The sequence below is a fragment of the Methylorubrum sp. B1-46 genome (assembly GCF_021117295.1).
Taxonomy (GTDB): Bacteria; Pseudomonadota; Alphaproteobacteria; order Rhizobiales; family Beijerinckiaceae; genus Methylobacterium.
Map to the genome: position 1 here is coordinate 3,830,325 of NZ_CP088247.1, position 21,577 is coordinate 3,851,901.

The window sequence follows — 21,577 nt, forward strand, 5'->3', positions numbered from 1 at the left end:
GGACGCGCGGGACCGCGAGGATCGGGAGCGCTACTCGTGGGGGATAGTCACGGCGCCGGCATCGTCTCGCCGGCTGGGTGGAGGCGCAGGAACCGTGCTGCGAACCGGTGCTCGGCGAAGCCGCAATCCCTCTCCGTGGCGTCATATCGATCCCCGGACGGGTCCTCGATGCGGTGCACGACCGTCCCGTTGGGATGTATTATCGTCCCCGGCTTGAAGCGCTTGCCGAGCGCCACTTCGAGGTCGGCAAACGCGGCGTCGGGCATCGTTTGCCTGCGACGGTGGATCTCGGCGCGGAGGGCCTGCATCTCGTCGTACGGCCTGGGGCGACGCAGCAAACGGTCGCCCTTAAGCGCCGTCCGGAGGGCGCCCGTCGGAGTACGATAGGTGAGCTCTGACCGATACGGTGCAGTCAGGCGCCACCGGCCGCCCGGCGCCGGCTCGACGATGTAGGCCATCGAGCCGAGGTTAAGGAGCCCAAGCCCGCCGCCGGCGCCCGGCTCGGCGTAGATTTCCAGGCCCACGCGCTCGCCCAGAGCAATAATGCGGTCCGCGGTCGCTTCGCTGATCCCGAAGTTCTTGATCGCGTGGGAGCGGTAAATCGGTTCTTTGGCCTTGGTCATCGTCGTTCTCCATCATCGGCCCGGATCTCCCCGGGAGGCCTCGGCTCGCTGCCGATGAAGGGCATATACCGCATTCTGCGGTATTTGCAAGGGCCTCGTGCACGAAATCTTTGGGAATGTGGGAGGCGGACATGGGCTGGAGGGCACAGGACGCGCGCGACCGCGAAGAGCGGGCACGGAGCCGGGCCGTCCCGGTGCTTGAGCGCTGGGCGTGGGGCAGGCTCGCCGCGATCGGGGCGAGCGTCGCGGCGGTGGCGGCCGCGCTGTGGTGGACGGCCTGAGGCTCGCCCGGGTCAGCCGATGCTTGGAGATGTCAACGGCGGGTGAGACCGTCGGATCGTGACCGTCACGGACGGGGCCGCGAGCCCCGGATCCCGCGTCGCCGACCACCCCGCCGGAGGCCTCCGAGCGGGGTAAAAACGCGTTTGCGGTTCCGGTATCGGTTCCGGTAGCCCCGGAACGGGCGTCCCGACCAGCCGGATTTTCGAGGTCTACAGAGGGGAAACGGTGGTGGGCCCGGCAGGACTCGAACCTGCAACCAGACCGTTATGAGCGGTCGGCTCTAACCATTGAGCTACAGGCCCTAACCGTTTCCGGTCAGATACTTAGACTCGCTTTCTGGCGCCTGCAACAGATTGCCCTACAGCAATCCCCACAGAAACCCTCGATCTGTGAAGATGAGTGGGGCGTCAGAAACGGCGAGGCAAACGCCGCTTTTGAGTAGCCGGGGTGGTGCCATGCGGCAAGCCCCGTTGATGCCGGATCGGCCATGGGATCGGCCATGGGATCGGCCATGGGCATGGGCCGCTGCGGTCAGCCGCGGGGACCGGCAAGGATCCGTGCAAGCCGTCGAGCGTGCCTCGGACAATGGGCAGCCTGCGGCGAGCCGCCGGATCGTCGCGGCGGCCAGAGTGAAGTCGATGGAGACGGGGGCCGGGCGATCAGCGTTTCGGCTTCCGGTCCTCTGGCCTTTCCGGCTTGGGATCCCTTGAAGGATCGGGATTGTCCTCGGACTTGACCGTCGCCCCTGGCGTCCCCTTACCGGGATGCCCGGTCTGCTCGTCGATATTGCCGAGCGCGCCACCCTCGTGCGTCTTGCCGGCCTCCGTACCAGCCTTCTCCGGCTTCCTCATGTCGGCCTCCCATTCGCCGAGCAAAAATGCTCCAAGCCGGTAGAACGCTGGTCGAAGCTTGAAGGCGCCGCATGTTCGGCATTATGATGCAGATGTGATCGCTCCGAAGCCGGGCGCAAGTCCCATCGACGGAAGGGGCATCACGCGCAAGGAAGGTTGCTGAGCGGCCTTCCGGCATCGGCTCCGCCGCGTCGATCCATGCGTCCGGCCGCCCTGACGCTCGGACATCCCGAACAGGAAGACACCATGCGCTATACCGTTCATTGGACCGCGCCTTCCGGCCCCTCGACGGAGCCGCACGCACTCGGAGCGAGGGCGGCCGAGCGAGCCATGACCTTCGCGAGCATGGGCGCATCGGACGTCTACGTGGAGACCAATGACGGACGGGTGTTCCGCGCACCGGCGCAGATGGCCGCCCTGGTTCAATACGCCCAGACCGCCGACGCCGAACAGATCTGATCCGGCGGCACAGGGCAGTCCGGCTTAGCCTCGGATCAGAGGGCTTCAGGAACCGACGAGCTGCCACTCGAAGACGAGCTGGCGCAGCCGCGCCTGAGCGGCGCGGCGAGCCTCGTCGAAGGTCGCGTAGTTCTGCGAGCCGTAGCGCCGCGGCGCGCCCTTCTCGAGGATGGAGCAGACGAAGCGGCCCGGACGCCGCCAGCACGGTCGCACATCGATGGAGTAGGGATGGTCGGTCCGCTCAGCCACCCGCACATCGTGCCACGCCCGCCAGCCCCGACCAAGGGGCGGCTTTCACGGCGCGGCTCACATTTGCTTGCAGCCGCGCCGAGGTCGGGCGGCCCTCAGGCCTCGCTTTCATCCTGCGAGGGACGTAAGGAACGCTCGATCGTCTCTAGAACGGTCTTGGCGAGCACCGCGTCCGGATCGTCGCGGAACAGCACGTCGCGCAGCATGGCGAGGTAGCCTTCGAGGCGTTCGTCGTAATGGTCGGAATCGATCGAGCGCAGGACACTCGCCAGGAAGCCCACCGCCATCTGGTGGGCCACCTGCTTGGCGCCGAGCTCGGCGAGCCCCTCGGCGAGGTTCGTCACCGCCACATCGTGCCGCGCGCTGACCGCGGCGAGGGCGGCGAGTTGCTGGGTCTGATCCATCGGTGTCGGGTCCTCGGAACGCGCCTACGGTCAGGATTGGAGATCACGAATTCGCGTCGGCGAAGCGGCGGAACGCCTCCAGCGTCTCGGCGCTGACATGGTGTTCGATGCCTTCCGCGTCGCGCCGCGCCGTCTCGGCGCTGACGCCCACGGCGCGCAGGAAGCGCTCGACGATGCGATGGCGTTCCCGCGACTGCTCGGCCAGAGCCTGCCCCGCCGCGGTGAGAAACACGCCGCGATAAGGCCGCTGCTGCACGAGACCGTCCTCGGCGAGGCGTTTGAGCATCTTGGCGACCGTCGGCTGGGCCACACCGAGGCGGGCGGCGATATCGACCTGCCGGGCCTCGCCGCCATCGCCGATCAGGTCGGCGATCAGCTCGACGTAATCCTCCACCAGTTCGAGACGGCGCGCCTCACGGGCCTGACGGAAGCTCTCGACATGGACCTCCGCATCGACCAGCGGCGCTTCCGCCGCACGGTGCGATTCCGGTGCCGGCTTCTGCCCCATCTCTCGCCCCATCTCTCGCGCTGCGTCCTGCATGAGGCGGCGGGCCCCTCCGTTCCCGGGCACGGCCCGATCGGCCCGCGCCTCGCATGATCAACGTCGCTCACGAAACACGTGGGCCCACGGGTCTGCTCCGGCACGGTCAGCCGATCCGCCGGGTGTCATCGGTCGTTCGCGCCGACCTGTTTAACCGATGCACACCGGGGCCGGGAACCCGGTCTCGGCGGCTCTTGATCACAGCATCGGCACAGCTTTATAGCTGAAGCTATATGGCCATCTCATCAGCGTGGATGGGGTGGCCGCCTCTCCCGTACCGGTGTCCGCCCTCCCATCGGAGCAGGGCAGGGCAACCGAGCACCTCGATTTCGAATGGAAGCGGTGATGGATCAGGTTCGGCCGGCACCGCCCGGACAGGCCTCAGCGGAGCCGAGCCTCGGCGCGCTCAACGGCAGCGTGCCGGTGCGGGTGGGCGGTTCCTGGCTGTGGCGGCTCTTCGCCTTCCTCGGGCCGGGCTACATGGTCTCGGTCGGCTACATGGATCCCGGCAACTGGGCCACCGACATCGCCGGCGGCGCCCAGTTCGGCTACACGCTGCTCTCCGTCATCCTGCTCTCGAACCTGATGGCGATCGTGCTGCAGGCGCTGGCCGCGCGGCTCGGCATCGCCACCGGCCTCGACCTCGCCCAGGCCTGCCGCGAGCGGACCTCGCGGCCCGTCTCCATCGCATTATGGCTGATCTGCGAGGCGGCGATCATCGCCTGCGACCTCGCCGAAGTGATCGGCACGGCGATCGCCCTCAAGCTGCTGCTCGGCATCCCGCTGACGCTGGGCGCGATCATCACCGCGCTCGACGTGTTCGTGGTGCTGCTGCTCCTGCGCCGGGGTTTCCGGGCGCTGGAGGCTTTCGTCATCGGCCTTCTGACGATCATCTTCGTCTGCTTCGGCATCCAGATCGTCATGGCCGCGCCGCCGGTCCAGGCCGTGCTCGGCGGCTTCGTGCCGTCGAAAGAGATCGTGACCAACCCGGCCGCGCTCTACATCGCCATCGGCATCATCGGCGCCACCGTGATGCCGCACAACCTCTACCTCCACTCCTCGATCGTGCAGACGCGGGCCTATCCCCGGACGGAGGAGGGCCGGCGCGAGGCCCTGCGCTTCGCCGTCACCGACTCGACCGTGGCGCTGATGCTCGCTCTCTTCGTCAACGCCGCGATCCTGATCATGGCCGCGTCCGTGTTCCATGCGAGCGGACGCACCGAGGTCGAGGAGATCGAGCAGGCCTACGAGTTGCTCTCGCCGCTGCTCGGCGTCGGCATCGCCTCCACCCTGTTCGCCGTGGCGCTGCTGGCCTCGGGCCTCAACTCGACGGTGACGGCGACGCTCGCCGGCCAGATCGTCATGGAAGGCTTCCTACGGCTGCGCCTGCCGAATTGGGCACGGCGGCTGGTAACGCGGGGCATCGCCATCGTCCCCGTGGTGGTCGTCACCGCGCTCTACGGCGAGCAGGGCACCGCCCGGCTGCTCGTGCTGAGCCAGGTCGTGCTCTCGATGCAGTTGCCCTTCGCGGTAATCCCGCTGGTGCATTTCGTCTCCGACCGGCGGCTGATGGGCTCGTTCGTGATTCCGGGCTGGCTGAAGGGTCTGTCCTGGGTGATCGCCGGCATCATCGTGGTGCTGAACGTGAAGCTGTTGATCGATACCTTCGCCGGCACCTGACGGCGTCACGCCTCGGCGGCGCGCAGATGCGCCACGAAGTCCTGCGCGAAGGGCGGCAGGGCCGCGAGGTCGCGCAGGCAGAGCTTGAGGTCGCGCGCCGCCCAGGAGTCTTCGAGCGGAACGAGGGCGATCCCCATCGTGCGCCACGCCCGCCGCGCCGTGGTCTCCGGCACGATGCCGAGGCCGACGCCGCATTCGACGAGGCGGCAGACCGCGTCGAAGCTGCGCAACTGCACCCGCAGCCGCATCGGCCGGCCGATGCGGGAGGCCTTGCCGGCGAGGAAGCGCGTCAGGGCGCTCGGCCGGTCGAGGCCGACGAAGTCGTGTTCCAGCACCTCCGCGAAGCCGAGGCTGGTGCGGCGGGCCAGCGCGTGGCCGGCCGCGACCACCACGACGAAGCGGTCGTGGCGAAAGGGGAAGGTCTGGAGCGTGCCGGTATCGACGGTGCCGGCGACGATGCCGAGATCAGCCGCCCCATCGGCCACCATCCCGACGATCTCGTCGGAGGTGCGCTCCTCGATATCGACGCTGACCCCCGTATGGAGCGCGAGATAGGCGGAGAGCGCCTCGGGCAGGAATTCGGTGAGTGCGTTGGTGTTCGACAGGACCCGGACCTGGCCGACGGCGCCGCCGGCGAACACCGAGAGATCGCTCTGCAACCGCTCGATCTGACCCAAAATCTCGCGGGCATGGGCCAACAGGGCGCGGCCGGCGGGCGTCGGCGTCACCCCCTGGCGCCCGCGCAGCAGCAGCGCGGCGCCGAGCGAGTCCTCCATCGCCTTGACCCGCGCGGAGGCCGCAGCCAGCGCGAGGTTCGCCCGCTCCGCGCCGTGGGTGATCGAGCCCGCCTCCACCACGTGCCGGAACAGGTTCAGATCGACGAGATCGAAGCGCATCATAGATTGATTTTCGGCCGCATCACCGATCCCGGCTTTCGCGTCGGCTGGAGGCAGTGATTGCCGGACCTCCTATCACAACAGCGTGAGGCTGGCAGTAGCCTTCGCCGATGACGAAGGCACCCACCACGAAAGCCGAATTGCGAACGGTTCCAATTCGCAGTTGAACCGCGCCCATGAGCGCCGCAGCGGCCAGCATTCTCGGAGCACACGGCACGGTCGTCGCGGCCGGCGGCCTGCTCGTGCTGTGCATGGGGTTGTGGGCGACCGGCCTGGTGGCCGAGATCGTCACGGCGCTGATGTTCTTCGCGCTGGCGATGCTGCTCAAGCTCGCCCCGGCGCAGACGGTGTTTTCGGGCTTTGCCTCTTCCGCCTTCTGGCTGGTGACGGGCGGCATGGTGGTCGGGCTCGCCATGAACCGCACGGGGCTGGGCAACCGGCTCGCGCGAGGGCTGGCGGCGCGGCTGCCCGCCTCCTATCCCGGCTTCGTCACCGGGATCGTCGCCTTCTCCTTCGCGCTCGCCTTCGTGATGCCGTCCAATCTCGGGCGCATTGCGGTGATGGTGCCGGTGGTGATCGCGCTATGCGATGCCTTCGGGCTGGAGGCCGGGCGTCCGGGCCGGACGGGGGCGCTGCTCGCCTTCGGCGTGGCGACGCCGATGCTCTCAGCGGCGATCCTGCCCGCCAACGTGCCGAACCTCGTCATGGCCGGCACCGCCGAGACCCTGTTCAACATCCATCTCAACTATCTGCCCTATCTGTTTCTGCACGCGCCGGTTCTCGGCTTCGTGAAGGGTGTGCTGCTGGTCGCCTGCACGATCCTGATCTTCCCCGATCGCCTCGACGGAAGGCGGCCCGAACTGCCGCCGCTGCCTCCGCTGTCGGGTGCGGAGCGGCGCCTCTCGGTGATCCTGGCAGTGATGCTGGCGCTCTGGCTCAGCGACGGCTGGCACGGCATCCCGCCGGCCTGGATCGGGCTCGCCGCGGCGGTGATCTGCCTGCTTCCGGGCATCGGCGTCCTGACGTCGGCGAGCTTCGGTGAGATTCCGCTGCGGACCTGCTTCTACGTCGCGGCCCTCTTCGGGCTGACGGCGGTGGTCAACGAGACCGGGCTCGGCGCGCGTCTGGGCCACGTGCTCCTCTCGGTCGCCCCGCTGGAACCGGGGGCGCCCGCCAAGAACTTCGCGACGCTCACGGGTCTGTCGATCGGCTTCCTGTTCACCGCCACCGCCAACGGCGCGCCGGCCCTCTACACGGCACTGGCGGAGGAGTTTTCGCGCACCAGCGGCTTCGACCTGATGAGCGTGCTGATGGTGCAGGTGGTCGGCTACTCGACGCTGTTCCTGCCCTATCAGGCGCCGCCCATCATCATGACCATGGATCTCGGCCGCTTGTCTCTGGCCGACGCGACCAAACTCACCCTCGCCACGGGCATTGCCTCGCTGCTGATCGCGACCCCACTCGCCTATTTCTGGTTCAGGCTGACGGGGAGACTGGCGTGAGACAGATCCGCGCGATCGTCAGCTTGACGAATGCTGCACCGCAGCAGCGGCATTGCCGGCCGGAGCCGGTCGCCCTAACCCTTCCCTGGAATTTATCCAGTCTTCGACGCGAGGATCGTGAGCCGCGATGAACCCTACCGTCAGACCTACGGTCGCCCAGCCGCTCTCGCCCCATCTCCAGATCTACCGCTGGACCTGGACCATGGCGATGTCGGTGTTCCACCGCGTCACCGGCACGGCGCTCTACGGCGGCACCCTCCTCGTCGCGGTGTGGCTGGTGGCGCTCGCCTCCGGTCCGCGCGCCTACGACACGGTAGCCTGGTTCTTTGGCTCGTGGGTCGGGCGCGCCATCCTGTTCGCCTACACCTGGGTGCTGCTGCACCACATGCTCGGCGGCCTCCGCCACTTCATCTGGGATGCCGGCTACGGCTTCGATCGTGACCGCCGCCTAGGGCTCGCCCGCGCCACCCTGATCGGCTCCGTCATCCTGACCGTCGTGATCTGGGCGATCGCCCTGCTCGTTCGCTGAGGCTCCCCATGTCCCAGGTCGACAACCGCCAGAACACCGCGCTCTCGATGCGCACGCCCCGCGCCCGAGTGAAGGGGCTGGGCGCCTCGGGCCACGGCGCCGGCCATTTCTGGCTGCAGCGCCTGACCGGCGCCTCGAACGCGCTCCTGATGCTCGCCTTCGTCGTCATCATCGCGCTAATGGCCGGGCGGACCTATCCGCAGGCGGTCGCGCTGGTGTCGCACCCGCTCGTTTCGATCATCCTGATCCTCGCCGTGGTGTCGGTGACGATCCACATGCGTCTGGGCATGCAGACGGTGATCGAGGACTACGTGCACAGCCACGGCCTCAAGTTCGCGGCGCTCATCGCCAACACCTTCTACGCGGTCGCGGTGGCCGCCGCCTGCCTCTACGCGATCATCCGCGTGAGCCTGGGCGGCCTCGCCTGATCGCCGGCACGGAAACCGAGGATTCATCGCTCATGGCTTCCAACGGCATGGCTTCTAACGGAACGAATGGCGGCGCCCCCGCCTACGCCATCATCGATCACACCTTCGACGTGGTGATCGTCGGCGCCGGCGGCGCCGGTCTGCGCGCCACGGTCGGCTGTAGCCAAGCCGGCCTGCGCACCGCCTGCATCACCAAGGTGTTCCCGACCCGCTCGCACACCGTGGCGGCGCAGGGCGGCATCTCGGCCTCTCTCGGCAATATGGGCCCGGACGATTGGCGCTGGCACATGTACGACACCGTGAAGGGGTCGGACTGGCTCGGTGACCAGGACGCGATCGAGTACCTCGTGCGCAATGCGCCGGCCGCGGTGTACGAGCTGGAGCACTGGGGCGTGCCCTTCTCCCGGACGGACGAGGGCAAGATCTACCAGCGGCCGTTCGGCGGCATGACCACCGATTACGGCAAGGGCACCGCCCAGCGCACCTGCGCCGCGGCCGACCGCACCGGCCACGCCATGCTCCACACGCTCTACGGGCAGGCGGTGAAGAACAAGACCCAGTTCTTCATCGAGTACTTCGCTCTCGACCTGATCATGGACGAGGACGGCCGCTGCCGCGGCGTGATGGCGATCGATCAGGCGACCGGTGAGATCCACCGCTTCCGCGCCCAGCAGACGATTCTGGCCACCGGCGGCTACGGCCGCGCCTACTTCTCGGCGACCTCGGCCCATACCTGCACCGGTGACGGCAACGCCATGGTGCTGCGCGCCGGCCTTCCGCTGCAGGACATGGAGTTCGTGCAGTTCCACCCCACCGGTATCTACGGCGCCGGCTGCCTCATCACCGAAGGGGCGCGGGGCGAAGGCGGCTACCTGACGAACTCGGAAGGCGAGCGCTTCATGGAGCGCTACGCGCCGTCGGCCAAGGACCTCGCCTCGCGCGACGTGGTCTCGCGCTCGATGACCATGGAGATCCGCGACGGCCGCGGCGTCGGCAAGGACAAGGACCACATCTTCCTGCACCTCGACCATCTCGACCCGAAGATCCTGCACGAGCGCCTGCCGGGCATCTCGGAGAGCGCGAAGATCTTCGCGGGCGTGGACGTGACCAAGGAGCCGATCCCGGTCCTGCCGACCGTCCACTACAACATGGGCGGCATCCCGACGAACTTCCACGGCGAGGTGCTGACGCTGAAGAACGGCGATCCCGACACCGTCGTGCCGGGCCTGATGGCGCTCGGCGAGGCCGCTTGCGTCTCGGTGCATGGCGCCAACCGTCTCGGCTCGAACTCGCTGATCGACCTCGTGGTGTTCGGCCGCGCTGCGGGCCTGCGCTGCGCCGACATCGTCGAGCCGAACGCCCGCCAGCCGGAATTGCCGAAGGACTCGGCCGACAAGGCGCTCTCGCGCCTCGACCGTTTCCGCTACGCCGACGGCGGCACCCCGACCGCGCAATTGCGCGACCGGATGCAGCGGACGATGCAGAACAACTGCGCCGTCTTCCGCACCGGCGAGGTGTTGGAGGAGGGCAAGGGCCTGATCCACGAGGTCTGGCGCGGCGTCTCCGATATCGGGGTCACCGACCGCTCGTTGGTCTGGAACACCGACCTGCTGGAGACCCTGGAGTTCGACAACCTGATCGGTCAGGCGGTCGTGACCATGGAATCGGCGGTCAACCGCAAGGAAAGCCGCGGCGCGCATGCTCGCGAGGACTTCCCCGACCGCGACGACAAAGAGTGGATGAAGCACACGCTCGCGTGGCTCGACCAGTCCAAGCACGGCGTCGAGATTGATTACCGCCCGGTCCACACCTACACGATGTCGAACGACATCCAGTACATCGAGCCGAAGGCGCGGGTGTACTGATGCGGCGTCCGGTGGCCACACAGTGGAACGGAGGGCTCGGCGGGCGATGATCCCGGATCTTCGCCCGATCGCCCGCGCCGCCCTGTGCGCCACGGCAGCGCTCCTGGCGGTCCAGCCGGCGGCGGCGCGAGGTCCGGGTTTCGACTTCCCCGCGGAGGTCGCTGGCTTCACCCGCGGGCCACGCACGGATTACGAGGCTCGCGCGCCGGGGCTTGGCTATTCCGTCGTCTACACCAATGGCCGCTGGAAGGCGGACATCTACGTCTACGACGCCGGTGTGGCGAACATTCCCGACGGAGCACCCTCGCCCGCGGTCGCCGGGCAGCTCGCGCAGGCGGCCGACGACGTCAAGGCGGCGGTGGCGCAGGGCATCTATCGCGACAGCAAGGATCGCGGCCCGGTGCGCCTGCCAGGGGAGGCGAGTGCCCGGCTCACCTGCCGTACCTTCACCATCGACCATCCGGCCCTCGGCCCCACCGAGAGCCTGCTCTGCCTCACCGGCCTGCGCGGCCAATTCGTGAAGTTCCGCCTGTCCGGCCCGGCCGCGAAGCGGCCGCCGAAGGAAGAGGCCGAGCGGTTCATCACCGGCTGGCTCGACCGGCAATAGGATTTTCTCTCAAGCTCGGAGCGCGCCTCGCGGCCGCCGCACCTCGAAGGCACAAGACATGGCTCAGTTCAATCTGCCCAAGAATTCCCAGGTCACGGAAGGCAAGTCCTGGCCGGCGCCGAGCGGCGCCAAGTCCATCCAGGTCTTCCGGATCTATCGCTGGAACCCCGACGACGGGAAGAACCCGCGCATCGACACCTACCATGTCGACCGTGACGATTGCGGACCGATGGTCCTCGACGCACTGCTCTGGATCAAGAACAAGGTCGATCCGACGCTGGTCTTCCGCCGCTCCTGCCGCGAGGGCATCTGCGGCTCCTGCGCCATGAACATCGAGGGCCAGAACGCGCTCGCCTGCACCATGGGCATCGACGAGTGCAAGACCCCCGACAACGCGCTGCCGTTCCTCACCCGCAAGGACAAGGACGGAGCGGTGCGGATCTACCCGCTGCCGCACATGCCGGTGCTCAAGGACCTCGTGCCGGATCTGACCAACTTCTACGCGCAGCATGCGGCGATCGAGCCCTGGCTCCAGACCGAGACGCCCGCGCCGGAAAAGGAGTGGAAGCAGACTCCGGAGGACCGCGCCCGGCTCGACGGCCTCTACGAGTGCATTCTCTGCGCCTGCTGCACCACGAGCTGCCCGAGCTACTGGTGGAACGGCGACAAGTTCCTGGGTCCGGCGGCCCTGCTGCAGGCCTATCGCTGGCTGATCGACTCGCGCGACGAGAACACCGGCGAGCGCCTCGACGGGCTGCACGACCCGTTCCGGCTCTACCGCTGCCACACCATCATGAACTGCGCCAATACCTGCCCGAAGAACCTCAACCCGGCCAAGGCCATCGCCGAGATCAAGAAGATGATGGTCGAGCGCGAGGTCTAATTTTTCGCAAGCATGCCGTCGGCAAGAGCCGCGCCTCGATCCGGGCGCGGCTCTTCTCGTGTCAGCCCCATCGAAGTGCCCGGCCCTGCGGGTGAGGCAGGGCCGCCACACCGCCGCGAAAACCGGCCCGAGCGCGGCTTTTCCCAGGCTCACGATGCAGCTTGCCTTGCCGCAAGCGCATTTGCCCGCGAGCCAAGCGCGACCGTAGCGTGTTTGGGGTGAGGGGTCTTTGATGACGCGTGGGTTCCTGTCGAAAGCTGCCTGTCTCGCGCTGGCCGCGAGTGTGGGCGCCTGCGCCTCGAACCGCTTCGAGGGCCCCCGCGAGCGGCCGCGGCCGCAGGCGGCGCTGGAACCCGCCACGCCCGCTCTGCCCGCCGGCACGGTGACGAGCGAGCCGCTGGCGCCCCCGCCGGGCGCCGCCGCCGCGCCGGGCGAGCCGCCGCCCCCGAGTGTCGCTGCCGCCCCGTCCCCGGTGATCGAGCCGCCGCCCGCCCCGCGGCCGGTGGTGGCGACCGGCCGTTCCTCGGTGGTCGGCTCGTGGAACGCCACCGACGCGGCGGGAAGCTGCAAGGTCTCGCTGTCGAGCACCCCCTCGCTCGACCTCTACAAGGCCACCACTGCGGGCTGCGGCAACAAGGATCTCGCCAAGGTCTCGGCCTGGGATTTTCGCGACGGCGAGGTCTATCTCTACCAGCCGGGCGGCACCGTCGCCGCGCGGCTGCGGCAGGCTGGCGGCAGCCTCGACGGCGCCCTCTCGAAATCCGGTGCGCCGCTCTCGCTGGCCCGCTGAGGCGGCCTAGGGGTTCACCCGCACCCCGAGCAGCACCGTATGCGCGTCGTAGGTCGAGAGCGGGATGGTGCTGTTCAGCGTCGAGTAGATGTAGCTGCCGCGTAACGCGAGCCAGCGGTTGAAGCGGTAATCGAAGCGGGCGGTGGCGGAATAGCCGCGCTCGCGGATGCGCACGCCGTCGTAATTGGTGGACAGGTAGGCGCCGCCCAGCGTGATCGAGAGGTTGCGCAGGAGGTCGTGCTGCACTTCGAGCGTGGCGGCGTCGGTGAAGGCGCCGCTGGAGCCCGGCACCGCGGTCTCGATCACGCCGGTCTGCTGGTTGAACCGCACCGTGGTGAGCGGCGAGATCGACCAGACCAGCGCCGCGTTGATGACCGGGGCGTTGATGTCCTGAAGCGTGCGGTCGACGTAGGAGCGGTGCTGCAGGCCGCCCGAGATCTCCGCCGTCAGCGTGCTGTTGAGCGCCACCGCCGCGCCGGCGGTGAAGGCGATGCCGTCGGAATCGCGGCGCAGGCCGAACTGGTCCACCGGCGTGTCGTAGACCCGGGTGTCGAGGAAGGTCTCGACGAAGGGCGTGATCGCCGGCGAGATCTCGTATCCGGCGCGCAGGCGCAAGCCGTACTGGTTGGCGTCGCGGTCGCTCTGGATGATCGTGGTGCCGTTGCCGAGCTGCGCATCCTCGAAGACCGAGCGGTCGATCGAGCCGCGCAGCGAGAGTTGCAGTCGGTTGAAGCTCTCCTGCACGCCCGCGGTCGCGCCGTAGGTGGCAAACAGCGGCCGGGTCGTCGCCCTGCCGGCGCCGAGATCGGGGCTGCCGAGGCGCTGGCTGTCGAGCAGGAAGCGGGTCTCGAGGTCGATGCGGGTGTCGCGGTCGACGTCGATGCGCATCCGCGCAACGCCGACGGCGTTGGGGCGGCTCGCCTCGGGATTCTGCGGATATTCGAGGTAGCTGCCGCGCATCTCGGCGGTGAGCTCGGAGGCCGACCACTCGCTGCGCAGCGCCAGTTCCGCCTCGCTGCGCAGCGCCAGGGAGGAGCGCGGGCGGGTCGAGCCGATCTGGTCCGGGTTCGTATCGTAGCCGATGCTCTGGGTGAAGGCCGGCAGCAGGGTGAAGGTGCCGAAGCGGATGCCCAGCGGCGCGTAGGCGGTGTCGGGCGGAATCGGCCGGCGGAGCGCCGTGCCGAGCAGCAGCCCGGTGGCGTTGGGCAGGCCGAGCCCGAGGATCGGCGTCGGCAGCGGCACGCCGGAGACGGGCGTCTGGATGACGGGGGTGAGGCGCAGGTCGGTGATCGTCTGCTGCGTGCGGACTTGCGTGATCCGGCGGGTCGCCGAGCCGATCCGGCGCGGGGGGGCCGCGCGCAGGCGCAGCAGCGAGGGCCGGGCCGGTGTGCCCTGCGCCGTGGCGGAGCCGGGCAGGCTCGGCGCGGCGCGGAAGCGCGGCAGGCGCGCCACCGTCGGCGCCTCCTCAGCGGATGCGGCGGGGGCCGGACTCGTGGCCGGGCTGCTGCCGAGCGGGGCGGGGGCGGAGAAGGCGTTGGCGCCGCGCAGCGCCGTCGGCGCGTCGAAGACGGAGCGGCGCGGGCGGCCGGCGGTGGCCGGCTCGGAGGCGGTGCGCGTGCCCGGAGCGGCGCTCTCGGACGGCGACGGGTCGGGCGTCTCCTGCGCAAGGGCGGGCGCTGAGAGCAGGGCCGGGAGCAGCGCGAGGGCGAGCTGGCCCGCGCGGCGGCGGCGCTGTCGCTTTCCCTCGATCGGCCGCTCGCGTGACACCGGCGCTGTCTTCCCTCGAGGCGGCCGGCGGCCGGTGGAACGGCGCCGCGGGCACGGATCCGGCAGCGGCGGAAGCGCGGCGAGCGCCCTTTCGGCTTGCTAAAGGAACATGGTTAGCGCCGCCTTAATGGCCCCGGCCGGGCGCAGCCGCCTTGCGGCCACAGTCGCGGGCGAAGAGGGCGCGGCACACGATCGAGACCGAGGGCGCCCGCGCGCGGCCCCGGACGGCACGGACACGCGAATTCATGGCCCTGGCACAGCGGATCGAGGATCAGGACGCGGCGCAGACGGCACGCCCGCCCGCCATCGCCTCGGCGCTGCGCACCATCGAGACCGAGCGCGAGGGCCTGGCCTGCCTGATGGCCGCGATCGACAACGGCCTCGGCCAGCCCTTCGCCGGGGCCGTCGAGCGGATCGGCGCGGCCCGCGGCCGGGTGATCTGCACCGGCATGGGCAAGTCCGGACACGTCGCCCGCAAGATCGCCGCGACCTTCGCCTCCACCGGCACGCCGGCCCTCTACGTCCACCCGGCCGAGGCGAGCCACGGCGATCTCGGCATGATCCAGCCCGACGACGTGGTGCTGGCGCTCTCGTGGTCGGGCGAGACCACGGAACTCGCCGACATCATCGGCTACACGCGGCGCTACCGCGTCGGCCTCGTGGCGATCACGGCGAACGCCGCCTCGACCCTGGGCCGCGAGGCCGACACCTGCCTCGCTTTGCCGAAGGCGAAGGAGGCCTGCCCGAACGGGCTCGCGCCGACCACCTCGACGGCGATGCAGCTCGCGCTGGGCGACGCGCTCGCCGTGGCGCTGCTGGAGGCCCGCGGCTTCTCCGCCCGCGACTTCTCCGTGTTCCATCCCGGCGGCCGGCTCGGCGCCTCGCTGCGGCAGGTGCGCGAGGTCATGCATGGCGGCGCCGACCTGCCGATGGTGGCGCTCGGCACCGCGATGCGGGCGGCGGTGGCCGAGATCGACGCCAAGGGGTTCGGCTCCGTCCTCGTGGTCGATGCGCAGGGGGCGCTCGCCGGCATCCTCACCGACGGCGACGTGCGCCGCGCCATCTTCTCCCGCGAGGGGCTGGACCAGTTGCCGGTCGAGGCGGTGATGACCCAAAACCCCCGCACGATCACGCCCGAGACCCTGCTCGCCAAGGCGCTGCAGATCCAGGAGGCGATGAAGATCACCGCCCTCGTGGTGGTGGAGAACGGCCGCCCCGTCGGCCTCGTGCACTACCACGACCTGCTGCGCACCGGCGTGGCCTGAGGCGCGAAGGCTCTCGACGGCTTTCGGGGGGCTGACGCTCGCCCCCCACCGTCATCGCGAAGACGAGGGGAGGGGCCGAAGCGATCGCCGCGCGCGTCTCCCCGACCGATCAAAGAGCGCTGCGCCAAACACAATTCCCCCCGCGGCGCTGAAGGCCCGGAGGACGGCTGGCCGATCGGCCGGCTGGGAACGCAACCCGCACGCTGCACAAGAACCCCGAGGGGGACGCGGGACGCCGCGAGACCTCCGGATGCTGGTTTTGAGACTTTGCCGGTCTCCCGGCGTCCCGCGGAGGGGCCGCTTCCCCATCACGGGAAGCCGTCCCTCCGTTTTGGCGTCACGGTCTCTCCACCGGCCTCGACCCCGGACACAGGCGCCTGTGGGACCCTCGGCCCGCCTCCCCGCGAGGGGAGAGGGAACCTCGGCAGACGGCGATGAGCGGACTCGTCCGCACCGGACCTCGTATTGGGCCCGGCTCCGGTTGTTCCTGGGCGCCGACCCGAGACCGGCCTATGGCCCCATCCCGAGACAGCGTTGTGTCGCGCACAGCGCCCGAGGCGATGGCGACCGGGCCACCGACGCGGGAACCGCCCCACCTCCCAACGAGCCTCGCCGGCCGGTCACCGGAAAAGCTCCCCCGGCTGGTCCGGGAGGTGAGTGGCGGGGGTTGTAGGATTTTAAGCCTGAAAAGTCAAGGAAACTTTTGCCAGAACAGCTAAGCTACAGCTTACATCCCATTATTTTACGAGATGACGGCAACCTATGTGATGAAATAAAAATGCGACAAAGCGCCCAACGATAAGCATCAAACTTGTTGAAGACACTATGGCTAATTTAGCTTATGAAATAAGACAAGAAACGTTTGAAAGGGGGGAAATTTGTCTGTCGCCAAACTTTCATCAGAAGTCATTCGGTTTATATCATCGGAGAATCCAGAAATTGTCTGCATAAAAGGAAAATGGGGAGTAGGAAAAACCTATGCCTGGCGCAAGCTCTTGAAGGAATCGCAGCAAAAGAAAAGTATTGCACTTAAGCAGTATTCTTACGTTTCGCTCTTTGGAAGAAATTCTTTGACGGATTTGCGCAATGCTGTTGTTGAGAATTCAATTAGTACTGATGATCTTGATGCAAAACCTAGCTTGACGAGCTTGGAGCAAGCCGCACACGTATTTCGACAAGGACTGAATAGAGCTGGATTTTTGTCCCAATACCTACCCAAATCCGACAAGTATGCCGATGGCATTCAGCGCATAATGTTTCTACTAGCTCGAAACAAAATAGTGTGCCTCGATGATTTGGAGAGAGCTGGAACTGGATTAAATATCAAGGATGTTCTTGGTCTTGCCTCGCAATTGAAGGAAGAAAAGGGCTGCAAAGTTATCATTCTCTTGAACGATGAAAAGCTGGAAGAAAGTCAGAAGATAGACTTTGAGGATCAGCTTGAAAAAGTTGCCGATATAATTTTCAATTTTGACCCATCGCCCGAGGAGGCAATAACGATAGCACTTACAACAGAAGGCACCTTCAAAGAAATGCTTGCTCAGAATATCAAAAAGTTCAAAGTAAACAACATCAGAGTCATAAAGAAAACAGAGTTCTTTTGCAATCGGCTGATTGAAGTATTAGACGGATTGAATCCGCGCGTATTACACCAAGCCATCCACACGGCCACTCTAGCGAGTTTTTCGAAATTTCAACCAGGCGATGCGCCGACTATCGAATATATAATGAAATTCGATCCATACGCTGGCCTATGGGACTCAAAAGAAACCAGCAAGCCGCAGGAAACAGATCCTCATGCTGACTTACTTTTGGAGTATGGATTTGGCAGTGCCGATGAATTTGATAAGTCTATAATATCTGGCATCGAAAAGGGGTTCTTCGATGATCAATCCGTTAGGAATTTTGGAGAAGCAGCGAATCATAACTTGACACTAAATGATCAAGGCGCCGCTTACAGGGAAGCATGGAAGATATACCACGACTCATATGAAGACAACGCAGACGAAATTATCGAGTCTCTCATTCAATCAGTTCGCTCAAACATAAGCGTTGTTGATATATCTAATCTTGATGCCGTAATCCAGACCCTGCGCGAACTTGAGGCGAACGAGGAAGCAACGGAACTTATAAAGTACTACGTTAACAATAAGAATGGCGACGCCACAACGTGGGACACAGAAGGTTACTCATACAGGGGTGGCATCAAAGATGCGGAAGTCTTATCGGCATGCAATGAAAAGTTTAGACTGCATGAGCCGGAAATAACCCCGAAAGAAGTGCTTTTAAAAGTAGGCATTTCTCAGGGATGGAACACGAAGGATGATGCCTTGCTCGCAAAGGCATCGATTGATGATATAAAGCAAATTCTGAAATCAGTCCGCGGAGAACCGAGGTCTAATGTGATTTCAGCTGCCAAGCTGTACCTCAGCATAAGCAATCCATCTGCTGTCGTAAAAGAAATACAACGCAAACTTGATGCGGCACTCCGAGAGATCGCCAGTGAAAACGATCTTAATCGCAGGCGAATCAAAGGCGTATTTGGGATAGATATCGACGGCAATGCATCAACTTGATATTGCCCACTACATCTCATAGAGTAAATTTCCAGAACTTCCTTATCTAATGCATTACTATCTCACGGAACATCAAAACACCGCCACTAACCCCACCCCAATCACCATCAACACAGCCCCGGCGACCCGCCAAAGGCTCGCCGGGTGCACTGGGAACCCGACCCACCCAAAATGGTCGAGCACCAGCGAGGCGAGCACACCCACCGTCACGATGATCCCCAAAAAGGTCGCGGCGCCGATGGCGGGGGAGGCGTAGAGCTGGGCCAGGATCAGCAGGATGCTCAGAAAACCGCCGAGCCACGCCCACCAGGGCACCTGCCCGAGCTGCTGGCCGGTGGGCATTTCGAGTTTGCCGAGCGCGAGGCCGCCCGCGAGCAGGGCGGCGGTGCTGACGAGCAGCGTCAGGAGGGCCGCCGTCACCGGTAGGCCGAGCGACTTCGAGAGCGTCGCGTTCTGTCCCGGCTGGATCGCGTTGGCGAGACCGGCGAGGATCGTCAGAGCGTAGAGGGACCACATAGCCCGTCATCCGGCGGGGCCGCGCTCAAGTTTCGCCGGTGCGACATCGGGGCCGGCCCAGTCGCGCGCGGCGGGGGAGGGGGCTTTCGTGCCGGGGGATCGGACTCGGTCCATTTCCTCCACCGTCATTCCGGGGCGCCGCAGGCGAACCCGGAATCGACCCAACACGCCACCCCAAGCCGCGCCTCACGGGTGGATTCCGGGTTCCGCTACGCGGCCCCGGAATGATGGCGGAGGGGGACAGCGGCGGAGGTGAGCCGAAGGCCGTAATCCCGCCCGCAACCGGGGCGGCGGCGATGGCCCCTCGACAAAGCCGCGCGGCGGTAAGAAGGGTGGGGGCGAGGGGTCGGGGCCGTTTTTGGCCGAACGGCGCGGGCGAGGGCGGATGAGCGAAGCCATCACCATCGAGGACGGGGCCGACGGCGTCCGGCTGATCCGCTGGAACCGGCCCGAGAAGAAGAACGCGCTGACGGGCGCGATGTACGACGCCGCCACCGCGGCGCTCGTCGGCGCCGACGACGAGTCCCAAAACATCGGGGCGGTGGTGTTCGCCGGGGGGCCCGGCGCCTTCACCGCCGGCAACGATCTGGCCGACTTCTTCGCCGCCGGGACGGCCCCGCGCGACGCGTTTTCCGAGATGCCGGCGCTGCGCTTCATCCGGCAGCTCGCCCGCACCCGCACGCCGATGGTCGCGGCGGTGGACGGGCTCGCCATCGGCGTCGGCACGACGCTGACGCTGCATTGCGACCTCGTCTATGTCGGGTCGCAGGCGCGCTTCCGCATGCCGTTCGTGGAACTCGGCGTGGTGCCGGAGGCCGCCGCGAGTTACCTGCTGCCGCGCCGGATCGGGCTCGCCCGCGCCTCGGCGCTGCTGCTGCTGAGCGAGCCGTTCGACGGCGCGGCGGCCGTGTCGCTCGGGCTCGCCAACGCCGAACTGCCCTCCGAAGCGCTGGAGGCGCACGCGCTGGCCCAGGCCACCCGCCTCGCCGCCCTGCCGCGCCGGGCGGTGCAGGCGACCCGCGCGCTGATGCGCGGCGAGCAGGGCGCGGTCGAGGCGGCGATCGAGGCCGAGGCGGAAGCCTTCGAGGCGGGCCTGCGCGATCCCGAGACGCAAGCGCGGCTCGCCCGCTTCCTCGCCGGCAAGGCGTGAGCGCGCTTGTGACGACGCCGGATCTGCGGGGAAAGGTCTGCCTCGTGGCCGGGGCCTCGCGCGGGGTCGGGCGCGGGCTCGCGCGGGGCCTGGGCGAGGCCGGCGCCACGGTGATCGTCACCGCGCGCTCCTCCGAGACCGGGCGGCGCACCGAGACGCGGCCCGAGGCGATCGAGGACACCGCCCGCGCCGTCGATGCGGCGGGGGGCGAGGGGCACCATTACCTGTGCGACCACACCAGCGAGCGAGCGGTGGACGAACTCGTGCACTGGGCGCTTCGCCGGTTCGGGCGGATCGACGTGGCGGCTGCTAGCGTCTGGGGCGGCAACGAGGGCTATGACGGCGAGCGCTACCCCGACGGCGCCGCCTGGGGCACGCCGTTCTGGCGCCGCTCGGCCGAGCCGTTCTCGCAGTTTCTCGGGACGGGGCCGTATCCGGGGCTGCTGCTGGCGCGTGCCGTGGCGCCGGCCATGGTGGCAGCGAGGCAGGGCCTGATCGCCTTCGTCTCCTTCGGCACCGAGACCTATCTCGGCGACATCTACTACGATCTGGCCAAGGCGACGACGAACCGGCTCGCCTTCGCCTGCGCCGCCGAACTCGCCCCCCACGGCGTCTGCGCCCTGTCGCTCTCGCCGGGCTTCGTCGCCACCGAGCGGGTGCGCGACTTGGGCCAGGAGGCGCGCGCCACCGAGAGCCCGCTCTATGCCGGCCGGGCGCTGGCAGCGCTGTCCGCCGACCCGGCCGTGCTGGACCGGGCCGGGCGGACGCTGCATGTCGGGGATCTCGCCCGCGCCTACGGTTTCACCGACGCCGACGGCCGCCAGCCGGAGCGCTTCCGGATCGGAGAGGAGATGCCATGAGCCTGCAGGGTAAGACGCTGTTCATCACCGGCGCCTCGCGCGGCATCGGGCTCGCCATCGGCCTGCGCGCCGCCCGCGACGGCGCCAACGTCGCCATCGCCGCCAAGACCGCTGAACCGCACCCCAAGCTCGAGGGCACGATCTTCACCGCCGCCGAGGCGATCGAGCGGGCGGGGGGCCGGGCGCTGCCGCTGACGGTGGACGTGCGCGACGAAGAAGCCGTGAAAGATGCGCTCGACCGGACCGCAAAAAAATTCGGCGGGATCGACATCGTGGTCAACAACGCGAGCGCGATCTCGCTGTCGAACACGCCCAAGACCGAGATGAAGCGCTTCGACCTGATGCATGGGATCAACGCGCGCGGCACCTACATGGTGAGCAAGTACGCGATTCCCTATCTGGAGAAGGCCGAGAACCCGCACATCCTGATGCTGTCGCCCCCGCTCGACATGGCGGAGAAGTGGTTCTCGCCGCATCTGGCCTACACCATGGCCAAGTTCGGCATGTCGCTGTGCGTGCTGGGGCTCGCCGGGGAGTTGCGAGGCCGGGGCATCGCCGTCAACGCCCTGTGGCCGCGCACCACCATCGCCACGGCCGCCGTGCAGAACCTGCTGGGCGGCGACGCCCTGATGCAGGCGAGCCGCACCCCTGAGATCATGGCGGATGCGGCCCATGCCGTGTTCCTCAAGGACGCCAAGGGATTTTCCGGGCGCTTCCTGATCGACGACAGCTTCCTGGCCGAGGAGGGCGTCACGGACTTTTCAAAATACCGCGTCACAGCAGGCGTCCCGCTTGCGCCGGACTTCTTCGTGCCGGAGACAAGCGTCGCCCCGCCCGGGGCGCTGGACTGAGAC

Annotated in this window: 23 protein-coding genes and 1 tRNA gene; 15 read left to right on the forward strand and 9 right to left on the reverse strand. The window is 67.2% G+C overall.

What is annotated here, in order from left to right; all coding sequences use genetic code 11:
* Positions 1 to 47 precede the first annotated feature (47 nt).
* On the reverse strand, positions 48 to 623 hold the full coding sequence (locus LPC10_RS17835) for a hypothetical protein (RefSeq protein ID WP_231343765.1): 576 nt from the start codon (positions 621 to 623) through the stop codon (positions 48 to 50).
* Positions 624 to 754: 131 nt separating this feature from the next.
* Between LPC10_RS17835 and LPC10_RS17840 the strand changes: the two genes are divergently transcribed.
* Positions 755 to 904: a hypothetical protein gene (locus LPC10_RS17840; protein WP_231343766.1), complete on the forward strand. Its 150-nt coding sequence runs from the start codon at positions 755 to 757 to the stop codon at positions 902 to 904.
* Positions 905 to 1,131: 227 nt separating this feature from the next.
* Here the strand turns inward: LPC10_RS17840 and LPC10_RS17845 are convergent.
* Both LPC10_RS17845 and LPC10_RS17850 read right to left on the reverse strand, forming a co-directional pair.
* Positions 1,132 to 1,207, reverse strand: a tRNA-Ile gene (locus tag LPC10_RS17845).
* A gap of 357 nt (positions 1,208 to 1,564) precedes the next feature.
* On the reverse strand, positions 1,565 to 1,756 hold the full coding sequence (locus tag LPC10_RS17850) for a hypothetical protein (protein WP_231343767.1): 192 nt from the start codon (positions 1,754 to 1,756) through the stop codon (positions 1,565 to 1,567).
* Positions 1,757 to 2,002: 246 nt separating this feature from the next.
* Between LPC10_RS17850 and LPC10_RS17855 the strand changes: the two genes are divergently transcribed.
* Entirely contained in the window at positions 2,003 to 2,215 is a 213-nt protein-coding gene (locus LPC10_RS17855; protein ID WP_231347084.1) for a hypothetical protein, read from the forward strand.
* Positions 2,216 to 2,260: 45 nt separating this feature from the next.
* Here LPC10_RS17855 and LPC10_RS17860 read toward each other — a convergent pair whose 3' ends face one another.
* The 3 genes from LPC10_RS17860 to mntR form a co-directional block, all read right to left on the reverse strand.
* The gene (locus LPC10_RS17860) at positions 2,261 to 2,464 is read right to left on the reverse strand and encodes a hypothetical protein (RefSeq protein ID WP_231343768.1); all 204 of its coding nucleotides are present in this window, start codon (positions 2,462 to 2,464) and stop codon (positions 2,261 to 2,263) included.
* A 95-nt stretch (positions 2,465 to 2,559) separates the two neighbouring features.
* Positions 2,560 to 2,868, reverse strand: coding sequence for a hypothetical protein (locus LPC10_RS17865; RefSeq protein WP_231343769.1), 309 nt, complete (start codon positions 2,866 to 2,868; stop codon positions 2,560 to 2,562).
* Between the two features lie 43 nt (positions 2,869 to 2,911).
* Positions 2,912 to 3,376 (reverse strand): manganese-binding transcriptional regulator MntR, encoded by a 465-nt coding sequence (mntR, locus tag LPC10_RS17870; RefSeq protein ID WP_231343770.1) that lies wholly within the window; start codon positions 3,374 to 3,376, stop codon positions 2,912 to 2,914.
* A gap of 378 nt (positions 3,377 to 3,754) precedes the next feature.
* Between mntR and LPC10_RS17875 the strand changes: the two genes are divergently transcribed.
* Entirely contained in the window at positions 3,755 to 5,089 is a 1,335-nt protein-coding gene (locus tag LPC10_RS17875) for an Nramp family divalent metal transporter (RefSeq protein ID WP_231343771.1), read from the forward strand.
* A gap of 5 nt (positions 5,090 to 5,094) precedes the next feature.
* Here the strand turns inward: LPC10_RS17875 and LPC10_RS17880 are convergent, their stop codons facing one another.
* On the reverse strand, positions 5,095 to 5,985 hold the full coding sequence (locus LPC10_RS17880; protein ID WP_231347085.1) for a LysR substrate-binding domain-containing protein: 891 nt from the start codon (positions 5,983 to 5,985) through the stop codon (positions 5,095 to 5,097).
* Positions 5,986 to 6,161: 176 nt separating this feature from the next.
* Between LPC10_RS17880 and LPC10_RS17885 the strand changes: the two genes are divergently transcribed.
* From LPC10_RS17885 to LPC10_RS17915, 7 genes are all read left to right on the forward strand, one after another.
* Complete coding sequence (locus tag LPC10_RS17885) at positions 6,162 to 7,487, forward strand: SLC13 family permease (protein ID WP_231343772.1); 1,326 nt, start codon at positions 6,162 to 6,164, stop codon at positions 7,485 to 7,487.
* 127 nt (positions 7,488 to 7,614) lie between these two features.
* On the forward strand, positions 7,615 to 8,016 hold the full coding sequence (sdhC, locus tag LPC10_RS17890) for a succinate dehydrogenase, cytochrome b556 subunit (RefSeq protein ID WP_231343773.1): 402 nt from the start codon (positions 7,615 to 7,617) through the stop codon (positions 8,014 to 8,016).
* A gap of 8 nt (positions 8,017 to 8,024) precedes the next feature.
* Positions 8,025 to 8,444, forward strand: a complete 420-nt coding sequence (sdhD, locus tag LPC10_RS17895; protein ID WP_017484506.1) for a succinate dehydrogenase, hydrophobic membrane anchor protein — start codon at positions 8,025 to 8,027, stop codon at positions 8,442 to 8,444.
* A 47-nt stretch (positions 8,445 to 8,491) separates the two neighbouring features.
* Positions 8,492 to 10,309: a succinate dehydrogenase flavoprotein subunit gene (gene sdhA, locus LPC10_RS17900; protein WP_108943027.1), complete on the forward strand. Its 1,818-nt coding sequence runs from the start codon at positions 8,492 to 8,494 to the stop codon at positions 10,307 to 10,309.
* Positions 10,310 to 10,355: 46 nt separating this feature from the next.
* Positions 10,356 to 10,916 (forward strand): hypothetical protein, encoded by a 561-nt coding sequence (locus LPC10_RS17905; RefSeq protein ID WP_231343774.1) that lies wholly within the window; start codon positions 10,356 to 10,358, stop codon positions 10,914 to 10,916.
* Positions 10,917 to 10,974: 58 nt separating this feature from the next.
* The gene (locus LPC10_RS17910) at positions 10,975 to 11,799 is read left to right on the forward strand and encodes a succinate dehydrogenase iron-sulfur subunit (RefSeq protein ID WP_231343775.1); all 825 of its coding nucleotides are present in this window, start codon (positions 10,975 to 10,977) and stop codon (positions 11,797 to 11,799) included.
* Positions 11,800 to 12,031: 232 nt separating this feature from the next.
* Positions 12,032 to 12,589 carry an AprI/Inh family metalloprotease inhibitor gene (locus LPC10_RS17915; RefSeq protein ID WP_231343776.1) on the forward strand — a complete coding sequence of 186 codons (558 nt, stop codon included), beginning with the start codon at positions 12,032 to 12,034 and terminating at the stop codon, positions 12,587 to 12,589.
* Positions 12,590 to 12,595: 6 nt separating this feature from the next.
* Here LPC10_RS17915 and LPC10_RS17920 read toward each other — a convergent pair whose 3' ends face one another.
* Entirely contained in the window at positions 12,596 to 14,356 is a 1,761-nt protein-coding gene (locus tag LPC10_RS17920) for an outer membrane beta-barrel protein (RefSeq protein ID WP_231343777.1), read from the reverse strand.
* A 245-nt stretch (positions 14,357 to 14,601) separates the two neighbouring features.
* Between LPC10_RS17920 and LPC10_RS17925 the strand changes: the two genes are divergently transcribed.
* Both LPC10_RS17925 and LPC10_RS17930 read left to right on the forward strand, forming a co-directional pair.
* Positions 14,602 to 15,621 carry an SIS domain-containing protein gene (locus LPC10_RS17925; protein ID WP_231343778.1) on the forward strand — a complete coding sequence of 340 codons (1,020 nt, stop codon included), beginning with the start codon at positions 14,602 to 14,604 and terminating at the stop codon, positions 15,619 to 15,621.
* Positions 15,622 to 16,499: 878 nt separating this feature from the next.
* Positions 16,500 to 18,197: a P-loop NTPase fold protein gene (locus tag LPC10_RS17930; RefSeq protein WP_231343779.1), complete on the forward strand. Its 1,698-nt coding sequence runs from the start codon at positions 16,500 to 16,502 to the stop codon at positions 18,195 to 18,197.
* A 72-nt stretch (positions 18,198 to 18,269) separates the two neighbouring features.
* Here LPC10_RS17930 and LPC10_RS17935 read toward each other — a convergent pair whose 3' ends face one another.
* Positions 18,270 to 18,713, reverse strand: a complete 444-nt coding sequence (locus LPC10_RS17935) for a DMT family transporter (protein WP_231343780.1) — start codon at positions 18,711 to 18,713, stop codon at positions 18,270 to 18,272.
* A 385-nt stretch (positions 18,714 to 19,098) separates the two neighbouring features.
* Between LPC10_RS17935 and LPC10_RS17940 the strand changes: the two genes are divergently transcribed.
* From LPC10_RS17940 to LPC10_RS17950, 3 genes are read left to right on the forward strand one after another with little or no spacing between them, the layout of a single operon-like run.
* Positions 19,099 to 19,863: an enoyl-CoA hydratase-related protein gene (locus LPC10_RS17940; protein ID WP_231343781.1), complete on the forward strand. Its 765-nt coding sequence runs from the start codon at positions 19,099 to 19,101 to the stop codon at positions 19,861 to 19,863.
* Between the two features lie 44 nt (positions 19,864 to 19,907).
* A complete protein-coding gene (locus LPC10_RS17945) occupies positions 19,908 to 20,723 on the forward strand; it encodes an SDR family NAD(P)-dependent oxidoreductase (protein WP_231347086.1) in 816 nt (271 codons plus the stop codon).
* On the forward strand, positions 20,720 to 21,574 hold the full coding sequence (locus tag LPC10_RS17950) for an NAD(P)-dependent oxidoreductase (protein WP_231343782.1): 855 nt from the start codon (positions 20,720 to 20,722) through the stop codon (positions 21,572 to 21,574). Before LPC10_RS17945 ends, LPC10_RS17950 begins: the two co-directional genes overlap by 4 nt.
* The last annotated feature ends 3 nt before the right edge of the window (positions 21,575 to 21,577 follow it).